Consider the following 13,342-nt stretch of genomic DNA (forward strand, 5'->3'; position numbering starts at 1 on the left):
CGGGGCTCCTCGTATCCGGTGACGGTTTGAAGGTCAGGACAGTGCGACGCGCACGCGTCCGCGCCACAGGTCGTCGAGTTGATAGAGCGCAGTGCCGAGCGGCACCGCGATCTGACTGGCGATGCCTGCGCCGCTCAACGGAAATTCGCCTTCGCCGAAGGCGCCTGCGTCCCGGTCCACGCCGAGCATATGCCGCGCGACGCGGTGGCCCAGGTAGCTCATCAGCGCGACGCCATTGCCGTTGCAGCCGAGCGCGTAATGAATGCCGTCGTGCACGCCGATATGCGCGAGCTTGTCGCGCGTCATCGCGACGTAGCCTTTCCATGCGTGCGTGATACGCACGTCGCGCAGCGCGGGCCACAATTGCAGCATCTTTCCGTAGAGATGGCGGGCCGCATCGCGTTCGCTCAGTTCGCGGATCGCCGGGCGCGAGCCGAACAGCATCCGCGTACCGTCGGGAGACGGCCGCGTGTAGAACAGATTGCGTTTCGAATCGCTGATCATCCGGGCGCCGGGATTGAGCGCATGCATCAGTCCGTCGGGCAGGGGTTCCGTCGCGATCTGATAGCTCGCGACGGGCAGCACGCGGCGGGCGAAGAACGGCAGCAACGGGCCCGTGTAGCCGTTGGTGGCGACCAGTACATGGCGCGCGTCGAGCGAGCCTCGCGCCGTGTGTACGCGAAAGCGCGCGCCGTCGGGCGCGTGACTCGCGATCCGCTCGATACGTTCCGCTTGTGCGTGCGAATGGAGCGTGACGCCGCGGCGCCTGGCAAGCTCGCGCAGCGCGCGATGATACTTCGCCGTATGCAGCCCGCCGTATTCATCGACGAGAATGCCGCCGTAGTAGTAATCCGAGCCGATCATCGCGCGCTGCGCGTCGCGCTCGATCACGTGCACGGTGACGCCCGTCTTGTCGCGCAGCAACTCGCCCTGGCGACGCAGCTGATCGAAATGGCCGGGCGTATACGCGCCGAAAAAGCGGCCGGTGATCTTCAGATCTGCATCGAGCGATTCGTCCGCGACGAGACGTTTCAGGTAGTCGAAGCTCGCCATCGACTCGCGCATCAGGCGTTGCAACCGCTCGGCGGAGACCCCCGCGATCGCATTCGTCAGCGCGAGCTTCTGGCCGCTCGACACCATGCCGCCGCTGCGCGTGCTGCCTCCCGCGCCGATCTCACCCGCATCGAGGACGGCCACGCGCGCGCCGTGGTTCGCCGCTTCCGCCGCCGCCGACAGCCCGCAATACCCGCTACCGACGATCGCGATCTCGACCTGATTGGGCAGTGGCGTGCGCGCGGTTTCGGGCGGCGCCGCGTCCCACCAGTACGGGTCGCATCGAAAGGCTTCATGGAAAAGCAGGGAATCAGGGCGCATGAGCGTGACGGGTTCTGCGTAGTGAGGCCAGTCTAGGTTCGTGCGGCTTATCCGGTCAAATAGCGACAAAAAGGGCTTCTATTCATTTCTGATATGGCAAGCTAAGGACTTGGTTCACGTTGAGCGGACGGGAGAGGCGATGAATCAGAGGCAAATCGAGGCATTCCGGCTGGTCATGCTGCGCGGTTCGATGACGGCGGCAGCCGAAGAGCTTGGCACGTCGCAGCCGAGTATCAGCCGGCTGATAGCGGAACTGGAAACGGCGACGGGGCTTACGCTGTTCGTGCGCAACGGCGGGCGCATCCACGCCACGGACGCGGGGAGTGCGTTCTATCGTGAAGTGGAGCGCAGCTTCGTCGGACTGGAAAAGCTGGAGAACTCGGCGCGCGAAATTCGCCAGTTGGGCAGTGGACGTCTGCGGATCGTCGCCGCGCCGGTGCTGGCGCTTTCGTTTCTACCTGCGGTGATCGAGCAGTTTCTGGCGGCTTATCCGCGCGTGATCGTGTCGCTGGAGATGAGGAGCGAAGGGACGATTCAGCGTTGGGTGTCGTCGGCGTACTGTGATGTCGGCTTTGCGACGGCTACACCGGACGCGTTCGGTGTGACGAGTGCCGAGTTGTATCGTTTGCCGGCGTTGTGTGCGCTTCCTGCGCGGCATCCGTTGACTGCGCGGGACCGCATTGAAGCGGGCGATTTGCGCGGTGAGCGGCTGATCCTGCCGTCGTATGCGGACGATACGCGCAGTCCGCTCGATCGGGTGCTGCGGGCTGCCGGGGCCGGGCAGGTGCCGGCGATAGAAACGCCGTATGGCGCGACGATATGCGCGCTTGTGTCGCGCGGACTTGGGGTCGGCGTTGTGAATCCGCTTGCCGCGATTGATGCCAATCCGAAGCGGATTGTGTTTCGACCTTTTGTGCCTCAGATCATGTTTCGCGGGTTCACGTTGTGTCCGCAGTTGCAGCAGCCGAATCCTGTGGTTCAGATTTTTCTTGATCTCGTTCGTATGATGATGGAGGGTGAGATTGGTGAGGGCACGTTGAGTGGTGAGTCTTTTTCGCTGGCGTCCGCGTGATGCTATTGGTTCGCAGGCGTTGCCCCTGTGCGGGGCGGCACCTACTTTTCTTTGCCGCCGCAAAGAAAAGTAGGCAAAAGAAAGCGGCTAACACCGCTAGCACGTGTGTTTGCCTGAGGGACCCCAACCGGTCCTACGCTTCGCACGGCAGCATTTCTGTTCGCGTGCGTTGCCCTCGCTTTGAATGGAAGCCTCACCCACTTCATACGCCCGCACACGGGCCAGCGGCAGCAAATGGTTTGTGCCGCCCAGGTGGCAAACTGTGTGCAGGTTGTAGTGCCGAACAGGTCCGCGCTCTTACAAGAGACACCAACCTTGCTTGTCAGTCCGGAGTGATGCGCGTGGGGCGCAAAAGCCTACACACAGTTTGCCACCTGGGCGGCGGCGGACTATCTGGCACGGCGTGCCGCGACGTGGGTAAATGAAGTGGGTGAGGCGTAAAAAGAGAACGTTGGCAACGAGCTCGGACTGGTGCGTCGCCGTGTGAAGCGTAAGAACCTGTGGGGGCCCTCAGGCAGGAACAAGGACTGGCGGTGTGAGCCGCTTTCTTTTGCCTACTTTTCTTTGCGGCGGCAAAGAAAAGTAGGTGCCGCCCCGCACAGGGGCAACGCCTGCGAACCAATAACATCACGCGGATGCCAGCGAAAAAAAGCAAACCGCAGATGCCAGCAAAAAAAAGAACCAGCACCACACGCTCACGCGCAAGAAAAGACCACTTCATACTCCGGCACCCAGCTAACGCCAAGGACCACAGCAACCTGATCGCAGATCAAAGGCCTGGGATCATAACGCGCATCAAGATAAACATGCGCATCTGCCCGCATGGGCAGCACAGTCAGCATGAGTGATTGCTGCGGATCGATCGCCACATTCCGCACACCGATCTCCCACGGCAACCCGTTATAAAAATGATCATCGATCAGATTGGCACCTGAGAACAACCGCCCGACATCACCCGAATATCGGATAGACAGATAGGCGTTGCTCAAACCCGGCGTGTTCAACGCCTCTGATGGCACATCGATACGCCACGCGGCTGCTTTGCCGAAGCATTCCGGCGCAGGTTCGACAGCAGCACGTGCTGCACCGCCCGACACGATCGAAGGCACCCTCAGAGCCTCACGCGCAGGCGTGACGCTGATATCGAACGCGGCAGGCGACACCGACACCGCGAAGCGCTGAAAAACACTTGATCCCGGCGTTTCCACGAACGCATGCGTAGCAACAGGGCGGCGTTGCAACGGCGGATACACATCGACATCAAAAGAAGCGACCTCTTTGGAGCGCAATACAAGTTCGCCGTCGCGCTCGAACGCCAAAGCATCGGTGAGAATGAGTCGACGCTGCCCATCGAATGGCAGAACGCTGAGCCGTTCGATATCCTCTTGCGCGAGCGTGATAACCGTGATGCGCTTGCCGTCACTGCATGTCGCCACGAATACCGAGCCGGGCGTAGGGCGCACGAACAGCACACCATCCGCTTCATCTGTCGTCAATGAAGAGCGCGAGTCCACGGGCGCGATCCGCGTCACACAACCAGGTTCAAACGCAAACTCAGGCGCAATCCCATGCGTTGCCGAGAACACATACGTTTCGCCGTCAGGCGCGGAAAGCCGCGTAACGGGCTGCGCACTCGCATAACGCAACCGAGCGCCACCGAGCGCAAGTCCAACGGGCCAAACGAACGATATTCCCGACGCGATATCGACAGGCACCGCAGGCAGCAAAACCGTACGACCCGCGAGCTTGACGGAAAACTGCACGCCTTCCCGTACAGGCATCCGATACTGCCGAACATGATTGTTGAAAAACAGAAAACCACGATCCCCATCCGCACGCACGGAAAATCGCGGCGTTTCAAGATCGTCCGCACCGCGCGACACAAGCTCCGGCGCATACACGTCGCATGTCGCCAGTTCGCTGCCCCATTGCTGAAGAAATAAATGCAATGGCCGCAGCTTGCCAAGCACGGGATGCCCTTCGCCATTCGCGCCGAACAGCGCCTGAAAATCGTAGTTGACGATGGGCAGGTCGTTATAGCCGCCCGTCGCCGTCGACTCCTGCCCATCCACATCGCCAGGCGGATTGCGGCCGCCGTGCAGCATGTAATAGCCGTACAGGTTCACGCCTGAACCGAGCTGCACCGGCAGCATCGCCGCGATGTCGTCGGGATCGAGAACAGGACGGCGACGATACATGGTCGGCACGCCACCGCCGAACTCCGCGCCTAGAAAAGGCGTTTCACCCGCTACCGCATCGGCATCGCCAGGCTCGCTGTTGTGAGTCTGTGCGCCAAGATCGCCGCCGACGCGGCTCGTAAAGCGAAACCCATACACCTCGTTCGGCGGCGACATCTTCGTCGATGTCCCCCAAGGCAAGTCCGCGTACCCGCCAAAAACGGGCGCTACTTCTCGATGCGGAAACACGGCATTGTCCCAGCCCGTCACCGTGTACAACGGCACGTCGAGTCCCGCTTCGCGCGCGAGGCGCTTGAGTGTCGCGATGTGCGCGGGGCCTTGCTGCGGACCCGTCAGGTTGTATTCGTTCTCTAGCTGGATGCCGATCACGGGACCGCCATCCTTCCACAACAAACCTTCTAGCTGCGCCGCGATCTCGGTGAAAAAGCGCTGCACGTACTGCAAATACAGCGGATCGTCACTGCGCGTCGGCACCTGATCGACGACCCAGGCGGGGATGCCGCCATAACGGACTTCCGCATGCACCCAAGGTCCAATGCGAACGAACGCATACAACCCGCGTGTCGCGCAGGCTTCGACGAAGCGGCGCAGATCGAACCGCGCGCTCCAGTCGAATTGCCCGGGACGTGGCTCGTGATACCGCCAGATCACATACGACGACACGATATCGACGCCAGCCGCCTTGACCTTCGCAAGCGCGTCGTCCCAACGCGCTTCGGGCACGCGCGCGTAATGCAACTCGCCCATGACGGGTAACCACGGCTCGCCGTCGCGCGTCAGATAACGGCTGTTGATGCCGATCGTCCTTCCATCCGGCGATGTATTCGTCCCCATCCGCAACGTATCCGCGAGCGGCGCACTGGCAGGGCGGCTTGCATCGACGGTCAGCATCGTCGTGGGCATATCGCGCGGGCGATTCCTCATGCGGAGAGCCACGCGCAGACATCGGCGGTGCCGAGCGTGCGTTGACCCAGCACGAAACGCGCGTTATCGGGTGCGGGCGCATCGACAGCCGTCGCGCCGAAGTTGAACGCGAACGTGATCTCGCCGCGACGGCGCACGCGCAACCCTTGCGCAAGATGTGTCACAGCAAGACCCGCATCGCGTGCCGCGCCTTCGAGCAACGCGCGATGCAGCGCCGCATCGAACCACGCGCTTGCATAACGCACATGTCCGCGCGCGACGATCGCAGGCCAGTTGTCATCGAAACGCGCGAGCACGTCGAGACCCTCGCGTGTTTCGATGTGCTCGCGCCAGTGCAACGCGATACCCGTCACGCCATCGAATGTCGTCGTCGGCTGCAGTGTCGGGCGCAACGAATCGACTTCGAGCACCTTGAACGGCAGCACCGCTTGCAGCGCGCCGGGCGGCAATTGCGCGGGGATCGCGAAGTCCGCGGTCTTCGAACCCGTGCGCGGGCCGATCACCCATTGCGCAGGAGACTGCTCGACAGTCTTCGCAAAGCCCGCCGGCAACGCCGCGAGACCCGGCACGACGATCAGCTTGTAGCCCGAGAGATCGGCGTGGGCCGAGACGATATCGACGTCGAGCGCCATTTCACGCAGCGTCCGGTAATACTCGAACGCGAGCGTCTGATAATCGAAACCCTTTGCATGCCGCTGGATTTCGAACATCCACTGCGTCTCGTAGTCGAACACGAGCGCGACTTCGGCGCGCGGCGCGGGGCCGCTTTGCGCAAGTTTCGTCAGCGCGACGGACTGCGCCATCTCCTGCGCGGCTCGCGCCACTTCGCGGCCACCCGGCGATAGCGTGTTGTCGGGCAGATTCAAGCCCGAATGCATCTGCTCCTGCGCAAACGGCGCCTGACGCCAGCGGAAGTACGACACCAGTTCCGCGCCATGCGCGAAGGCCTCGTAAGCCCACAGACGCACCATGCCGGGCGCAGGCACAGGGTTCCATGGCGCCCAGTTCACCGGTCCCGCTTCCTGTTCCATCACCCAGAAGCGGCCCTGGCCAATCGCGCGGTAGCGGTCGTGATCGAACGCCGACACGTCCGGGTAGCCGGTGCGTGCATAGCGTGCCTTGTCCTCTTCGCTCAGCGCGATCACTTCCGTGCGCGCGATCGGATAGCTGTCCCACGTTGCGACGTCGATGCTCTTGTTCGCGGCGAAGCGATAGTGATCGAAGGTCGTGAAAAAACCCATGAAGTTGTGCAGCATGTCCGCATCCGGCGCATGACGTCGCAACACATCGACCTGCTCGCGATGGAAGCTCGCCACTTCGTCCGACATGAAGCGGCGGAAGTCGAGCAGATGAATCGGGTTCGCGTCGGTCGGCGTCAGGTTCGGCAACTCGATGGCATCGAACGACGCGTACTCCATGCTCCAGAACACCGTGCCCCAGCGCTGGTTCAGGTTGTCGACGGTTTCGTAGCGGCGCGCGAGCCACGTCTGGAAGCGCGCGCGTGCCGCCTTCGAATAGCTCGGCACGGTTTCGTGACAGCCGAGTTCGTTATCCGTTTGCCACGCAATGACGGCGGGATGCGAACCGTAGCGCTGCGCCATCGCCTCGACGATACGCAGACATTCGCGTCGATACGGCTCGCTGCAGATATCGTAGTGTCGGCGCGAACCGGAATTCCACGTCGTGCCGTCGGCACGCACGGGCAGCATCTCCGGCATCGAATCGACGAGCCACTTCGGCGGCGATGCAGTGGGCGTGCCGAGCACGATTTTCAGGCCGGCGTCGGCGAGCGTGGCGACGGCGCGGTCCAGCCACGTCCATTCATACACGCCTGCGCGCGGCTCCATGCGGCTCCACGCAAATTCGGCGATCCGCACATGCGTGATGCCGAGTTCGACCATCCGGCGCGCGTCATCGGCCCACATCGTGTCCGGCCATTGTTCGGGGTAGTAGCAAACACCCAGTTGCATTGTCGATTTCTCCAGAGATCAGTAGTGTGCGGTCAGCTTGCGCGTCAGCCTTTGCTTGCGCCGAATGTCAGTCCCGCCACGAAGTGCTTTTGCATCAGGAAGAACATCAGCACGGAAGGCAGCGCGGCCAGCACCGAACCGGCCGCGACGAGATTCCATGCGGTCGTCCATTGCCCCTTGAGCGCGGCGACGCCGACCGTGATGGGCGCGGCGTCATCACCTTGCGTGAGGCACAGTGCCCAGAAATAGTCGTTCCAGACGAACGTGAAGACGAGAATGCCGAGTGCCGCGAGTGCAGGGCGGATCAGCGGTAGCACGATGCGCGCGTAGATGGTCCATTCGCTCGCGCCTTCGACGCGCGCGGCTTCGATCAATTCGAACGGCAACTGCTTGATGAAGTTGCGCAGAAAGAGCGTGCAGAAGCCCGTCTGAAACGCGATATGAAAAATGATCAATGCCCAGACGGTGTTGAACAGTCCGACTTTCAACGCCATGTCACGCACGGGGATCATCAGGATCTGTACGGGCACGAAGTTGCCCGCGACGAACGTGAACAGCACGACGATGTTGCCGCGAAAGCGATACGTCGCGAGCGCGAAGCCCGCCATCGACGCCAGCAGGATCGCGCCGAGCACCGAGGGCACCGTAATCAGCACACTATTGGCGAAGTAATGCAGCATCGGCGTTTGCGTGAGCGCGGCGCCATAGTTGTCGAGCAACGCGAAGTGCTTGGGAAAGGTCCAGTAATCGCCTTGCGACAGTTCATCGGAAGAACGAATCGACGTGACGAGCACAGCGAGCATCGGCAGCAGCCACACGAGCAGCGCGAGCGGCAGCGACGCCTTGTAGATCGCACGATTCCAGGGTTTCCAGCGTTCGACGGGAAGCGGATACATGAGAGTTCTCCTTGCGCGATACGTGAATCAGCGTTCTTCGCGCAGCATCCGGCGCAGATGGAACACGATGTAGACGAGCATGATCGCGAACAGCACGACGGCAATCGCCGCCGAATAGCCTTCGCGGTAGTACTTGATGGCCTGGTCGTACATGTAATAGGCGAGCACCGTGGAGCTGTCGAACGGACCGCCGCCGCTCATCACCGCGATCAGGTCGAAGCTGCGCAATGCGCCGATCACCGTCAGCACGACGGCCATGAAGGTGGCCGGGCGCAGTTGCGGCAGGATCACGTGCCACAACAGACGCCAGCCCTTCGCGCCTTCCATGCGCGCGGCTTCCACCACTTCGGGGTTGATCGCCGTGAGGCCCGTCAGATACAGCACCATGCAGTAGGGCGTTTGCGGCCAGAGCGCGGCGAACACGATGCCGAATGTCACCGTATGCGCATCGCCGAGCACGGGAATGCCGTGACCGACGATCAGCTTCAGCAAACCGAAGGTCGGGTCGTAGAACCAGCTGAACACGAGACCGACGACCACGCCGGACAACACGAACGGCGCAAAGAACAGCGACTTGACGACGCGCATGCCCTTCACCTGCTGGTTCAGGTACAGCGCGAACAGCAGGCCCAGCGGCGGCGCGAGCAGGAAGAACACCAGCCAGATCAGGTTGTTCTTCAGCGCGACGTAGAACGTCTCCGCCTGGAACAGTTCGGCGTAATTCGCAAGACCGATGAAGGTCTTTTCCGTCATGCCATCCCAGTTGTACAAACTGAGCGCGATGCTGCTGAAGATCGGATAGATCACGCACAGCGCAAACAGCGCACATCCCGGCAGCAGAAAGAAGAACGCCGCGCGATTGCGCGCGCGCCCGGACCTGGACGTGCGGCGGCTGCGCGCCGAAGGCAGGCGAGCGATAGACGTGGACATGACGAAAACCTCGTTCGATGCGGCTAGCCCAGTGCGGCGAGCGGCAGGTGATTCGTGGTCGCATCTGTTGCGATGCGCCCGGCAGGCGGCCGCGTTCAGTACGGCCGCCTTCAGGACATCACTTGTGATAGATGCGCTTGCGGGTCGCTTCGAGACGGGCGAGCAGCGAGTCGATCTGCGACGGATCGTTATAGAACTGCTGCATGGCCTTCATGCCTTCGTCGGCCATTTCCTTCGTCATGTCGCGGTCGTAGAACTGCGCAATGCCGCCCGTCGTGCTGGCGAGCGTCTGGAAGCCGACCTTCGAAATGGGATCTTCCGGCTCCGTCGCCTTGCTGTTCGACGGCAACTGGCCCCAGCCGCGCGCGAGATCCGCGTTGATTTCAGGCGTTTCCATGAACGCGAGCAGACGCCGCGCGTCGGCCTTGTTCTTCGCCTTGGCGGGAACCAGCAGCACGTTGACGGGACCGTCCTCTGCCATCGGCACCTTCGGATCGATCACCGGGAAACGCATGAAGCCGATCTGTCCTTTGACGCTCGACGGAATGCCCGCCGAGAAGAACGTGCCCATCAGCATCATCGCGGCCTTGCCGTTCGCGAGGAACGGGCCAATCGAATCGAGGTCGTACGACAGCGCGTTGTCGATGTAGTAGTGGTCGTCCATCAAGGTCTTCCACGTCGTGTAGACCTTCTTCACACGCGGGTCCGTGTACGGCACTTCGCCCGCCATCAGCTTCTGGTGAAACGCGTTGCCGTTGATACGCAGGTCGAGATAATCGAACCACGCGGCAAGCGTCCAGCTATCGCGCGCGGCGACGGCGATGGGGGCGACACCGCTTGCCTTGAGTTTCTTGCAGGCGTCGAGGAATTCTTCCCAAGTCTTTGGCTCGCTCTTGATCCCTGCCTTCTCGAACAGATCCTTGCGATAGAAGAAGCCGTACGCGTCATAGCCGAGGGGCGCTGCATACTGCTTGCCGTTATACGTCGAGGCTTCCTTCACCGATGCGTACTGCTGGCTCCAGCCGTTCTTCGACCAGTCGCCGGACAGGTCTTCGAGCAGGCCGCGCTTCGCGTAGTAGGCCATGCGCTCGCCGTCGTGCCACGACACGACATCGGGCGGATCGGTCGCGAGCCAGCCGCCCATCTGCACCTTGTACGCTTCTTCAGTGATGTAGGTGATCTTCAGATCGACATCGGGATTGGCCTTCTTGAACTTGTCGAACGCGTCCTGCCACGTCGAGCGCTGGTTGCCGCGCGCCGACACGTTGACGTTCAGTTGCCCGGCGTCGGCATTCGCGACGAAGCCCGACAGCAGCGCTGCCGACACGGCGAGCGCAGCCGTCACGGAGCGCGTGTTGAAAGAGGCGAGCCCGGCGATGCGGCTCAGGTGCTTGTTGATCATCGTGGTGTCTCCTTGAACTGCGTTGTTGGCCGGCCGCTCGACGCGGACAGCGGTCTTCTTGCCCACCGCGCCGGCTCTGTGGCCGGCTGCTCGGATCGGCGAACCCGGCAGGCGCGGTTCGCGTCTTTCGTGCTCTTGCGCCGCTCTTACGACATCTGCAGTGCGAAAGCTTGCGCTTCGGTTGCAACGGTGCGCGTTAGCGCGATGCCTTCATCGTCGAACAGATGACATGCGTCGGCGGGTACGCGCAGCGCCAGAGGCTCGCCGTTGCGGATCGACACATCGCCGGGTGCCTTGGCGATCAGCGTGCCGTCCGCGCATTCCACATGCACGTAGCTGTGCTCGCCGAGCTGTTCGGTGATCAGCGATCTGACGGCGAGCGTTTGCGCGTCGCCATCGAGCCGGATGTGCTCGGGACGAATCCCGACTGTGACTGTCTGACCGCGCGTGAGACGCGCACCGTCGACCTGCACGCGCAGTGTCGTGTCGCTGCGTTTGAGCCTGACGTGGACGCCGTCGTGCGCAACTGCGTCGACTTCGCCGTCGAGGAAATTCATGCGCGGCGAGCCGATGAAACCCGCGACGAACCGCGAGCGCGGCCGGTGATAAAGCTCGAGCGGCGCGCCGATCTGCGCGATGCTGCCGAAGCGCTGCGTATCCGCGCCCGCGTGCAACAGCACGATCTTGTCGGCGAGTGTCATCGCTTCGATCTGGTCGTGCGTCACGTAGACGACGCTCGCCTGCGCGAATCGCTGATGCAGCCGTGCGATTTCAATGCGCGTCTGGCCACGCAGCGCCGCGTCGAGATTGGACAGCGGCTCGTCGAACAGAAACACGCCGGGCTCGCGGACGATCGCGCGGCCAATCGCGACGCGCTGGCGCTGGCCGCCCGACAGTTCGCGCGGCTTGCGTTCGAGCAGCGTATCGAGTTGCAGCACGCGCGCCGCTTCGCGCACCTTCCGGTCGACTTCGGCCTTCGGCGTTTTTGCCAGCTTCAAACCGAACGCCATGTTGTCGTAGACCGACATGTGCGGGAAGAGGGCGTAGCTCTGGAACACCATCGCGACGCCGCGCTCGGCGGCGGGAACGCCGTTCATCGACCGGCCGCCGATCGTCACGTCGCCGTCGGTCTGGTCTTCGAGGCCGGCGACGATGCGCAGCAACGTGGACTTGCCGCAACCAGAAGGTCCGAGGAACACACAGAATTCGTGCGCGCCGATGTCGAGATTGAGATTGCGGATGACGGGCGCGTTGGCGCCGAACGTCTTCTGGATATTGCTCAGGGAGATTGCGGACATGGTGTTTTCCCTGGATTTAAACGCTTAAATCTGGCTTGAAAAAAATCGCGCAGAGGCTTGCGCGGCGTGGATTTAAGCGTTTAAATTCGGGGGTACTCGAAAGCGCGATCATGTTTGTCTCCTGTCGACCGGAGTTAGCGCTCGAGCGCTTACTCTGGTCCCATGCAACTGGTTGGTGTGTGCTTTCGAGCAAAGTTATCAAAGCCTGCGGCACCTGCGCAACATCTGATTCGCAGTCTCTAAATATGGGATCTTTCCTAATCTTTCTGGTATGGCGACATTAACCGACGTCGCGCGACGCGCGCAGGTCACGGCCGCAACCGTTTCGAACGTGCTGCGCAACCCGGACAAGGTGCGCCCGGAAACGGCCGAGCGTGTGAAGCGCGCTATCCGCGAACTGGGCTACCGGCCGAACCTGAACGCGCGTGCACTAGCGGAAGGGCGTTCGCCTACGCTGGCGCTGATGCTGTCGAGCATCGCGAATCCGTTCTATCCCGAGTTCGTGCTGGCGGCCGAACGAGCGGCGCGCCGCGCCGGTTACTTCCTGATGGTCTGCAATACGGACGACGACGCGGAAATCGGCCGTGCCTACCTCACGCAGATTGCGGGCACGCTGGCCGAAGGCGTGCTGGTGCTCAACACGGATATCGCGATTAACGAACTGTGCGAATCCGCGGCCGTCGGCGCGCCGATCGTGCTGAGCCTGTGGGAGCACCCCGAGCAGTTGCCCGCGCTGCCGTGCGTAGCCGTCGATTTCGCGCATGCGGGCGCGCTCGCGGCGCGGCATCTGCTGGAACTGGGACATCGCGATATCGGCATGCTGGTCGGCGACGGGTGCGGCGGCTTGCAGGATGCGCGCGCGACGGGCTTTCGCGAGGTGATGCGCGAAGCCGGTCTCGAACCGGATGATGCCGCCGTGCTGCAGATTTCCGATACGATCGACGCAGGCTTTGCCGCCTGCGTGGAACTGATGGAACGCGAGCCGCATCTCAGCGCGCTGTTTGCGACCAATGATCTGCTCGCCATCGGCGCGTTGCAGGCGCTGGCGACGCTAGGCCGCAAAGTGCCCGACGATGTGTCCGTGATCGGCATCACGGACATCCAGCTGGCGCATCAGGTGCGGCCTTCGTTGACGACGGTGGCGATCAACACGGAAGCAATTGCGCAGGCGTCGATTGAACTGCTGATACGGTTGATTCACGAGCCGCGTGGCGACGCGCCGCCGCCCGCTGTGATTGCGCCTTTGCCGACGCTGGTGAGAAGGCAGTCCACGTAGAA

The 13,342-nt window shown here is 62.4% G+C and carries 9 protein-coding genes; 2 read left to right on the plus strand and 7 right to left on the minus strand.

Going from position 1 to position 13,342, the window contains the following annotated elements; genetic code table 11:
- Positions 1–33: 33 nt before the first annotated feature.
- Complete coding sequence (locus PPGU16_RS34120; protein WP_180725265.1) at positions 34–1,374, minus strand: NAD(P)/FAD-dependent oxidoreductase; 1,341 nt, start codon at positions 1,372–1,374, stop codon at positions 34–36.
- 139 nt (positions 1,375–1,513) lie between these two features.
- Between PPGU16_RS34120 and PPGU16_RS34125 the strand changes: the two genes are divergently transcribed.
- On the plus strand, positions 1,514–2,446 hold the full coding sequence (locus tag PPGU16_RS34125; protein WP_180725266.1) for a LysR substrate-binding domain-containing protein: 933 nt from the start codon (positions 1,514–1,516) through the stop codon (positions 2,444–2,446).
- 695 nt (positions 2,447–3,141) lie between these two features.
- Here PPGU16_RS34125 and PPGU16_RS34130 read toward each other — a convergent pair.
- The 6 genes from PPGU16_RS34130 to PPGU16_RS34155 form a co-directional block, all read right to left on the minus strand.
- Positions 3,142–5,547 (minus strand): beta-galactosidase, encoded by a 2,406-nt coding sequence (locus PPGU16_RS34130; protein WP_243460668.1) that lies wholly within the window; start codon positions 5,545–5,547, stop codon positions 3,142–3,144.
- Between the two features lie 17 nt (positions 5,548–5,564).
- Positions 5,565–7,538, minus strand: coding sequence for a beta-galactosidase (locus PPGU16_RS34135; protein ID WP_180725268.1), 1,974 nt, complete (start codon positions 7,536–7,538; stop codon positions 5,565–5,567).
- 44 nt (positions 7,539–7,582) lie between these two features.
- Positions 7,583–8,434: a carbohydrate ABC transporter permease gene (locus tag PPGU16_RS34140; RefSeq protein ID WP_007583881.1), complete on the minus strand. Its 852-nt coding sequence runs from the start codon at positions 8,432–8,434 to the stop codon at positions 7,583–7,585.
- 27 nt (positions 8,435–8,461) lie between these two features.
- Entirely contained in the window at positions 8,462–9,364 is a 903-nt protein-coding gene (locus PPGU16_RS34145) for a carbohydrate ABC transporter permease (RefSeq protein WP_180725269.1), read from the minus strand.
- Positions 9,365–9,482: 118 nt separating this feature from the next.
- The gene (locus tag PPGU16_RS34150) at positions 9,483–10,766 is read right to left on the minus strand and encodes an ABC transporter substrate-binding protein (RefSeq protein WP_180725270.1); all 1,284 of its coding nucleotides are present in this window, start codon (positions 10,764–10,766) and stop codon (positions 9,483–9,485) included.
- A gap of 146 nt (positions 10,767–10,912) precedes the next feature.
- A complete protein-coding gene (locus PPGU16_RS34155) occupies positions 10,913–12,064 on the minus strand; it encodes an ABC transporter ATP-binding protein (protein WP_180725271.1) in 1,152 nt (383 codons plus the stop codon).
- Positions 12,065–12,335: 271 nt separating this feature from the next.
- Here PPGU16_RS34155 and PPGU16_RS34160 point away from each other — a divergent pair, with 271 nt between their 5' ends.
- Positions 12,336–13,340, plus strand: a complete 1,005-nt coding sequence (locus PPGU16_RS34160; RefSeq protein WP_180725272.1) for a LacI family DNA-binding transcriptional regulator — start codon at positions 12,336–12,338, stop codon at positions 13,338–13,340.
- Positions 13,341–13,342 lie beyond the last annotated feature (2 nt).

It is taken from the genome of Paraburkholderia largidicola (assembly GCF_013426895.1).
GTDB lineage: Bacteria > Pseudomonadota > Gammaproteobacteria > Burkholderiales > Burkholderiaceae > Paraburkholderia > Paraburkholderia largidicola.

Coding starts and splice junctions, on each gene's coding strand:
- PPGU16_RS34120 (WP_180725265.1), bottom strand. CDS start 1,374: ATGCGCCCTGATTCCCTGCTTTTCCATGAAGCCTTTCGATGCGACCCG.
- PPGU16_RS34125 (WP_180725266.1), top strand. CDS start 1,514: ATGAATCAGAGGCAAATCGAGGCATTCCGGCTGGTCATGCTGCGCGGT.
- PPGU16_RS34130 (WP_243460668.1), bottom strand. CDS start 5,547: ATGCCCACGACGATGCTGACCGTCGATGCAAGCCGCCCTGCCAGTGCG.
- PPGU16_RS34135 (WP_180725268.1), bottom strand. CDS start 7,538: ATGCAACTGGGTGTTTGCTACTACCCCGAACAATGGCCGGACACGATG.
- PPGU16_RS34140 (WP_007583881.1), bottom strand. CDS start 8,434: ATGTATCCGCTTCCCGTCGAACGCTGGAAACCCTGGAATCGTGCGATC.
- PPGU16_RS34145 (WP_180725269.1), bottom strand. CDS start 9,364: ATGTCCACGTCTATCGCTCGCCTGCCTTCGGCGCGCAGCCGCCGCACG.
- PPGU16_RS34150 (WP_180725270.1), bottom strand. CDS start 10,766: ATGATCAACAAGCACCTGAGCCGCATCGCCGGGCTCGCCTCTTTCAAC.
- PPGU16_RS34155 (WP_180725271.1), bottom strand. CDS start 12,064: ATGTCCGCAATCTCCCTGAGCAATATCCAGAAGACGTTCGGCGCCAAC.
- PPGU16_RS34160 (WP_180725272.1), top strand. CDS start 12,336: ATGGCGACATTAACCGACGTCGCGCGACGCGCGCAGGTCACGGCCGCA.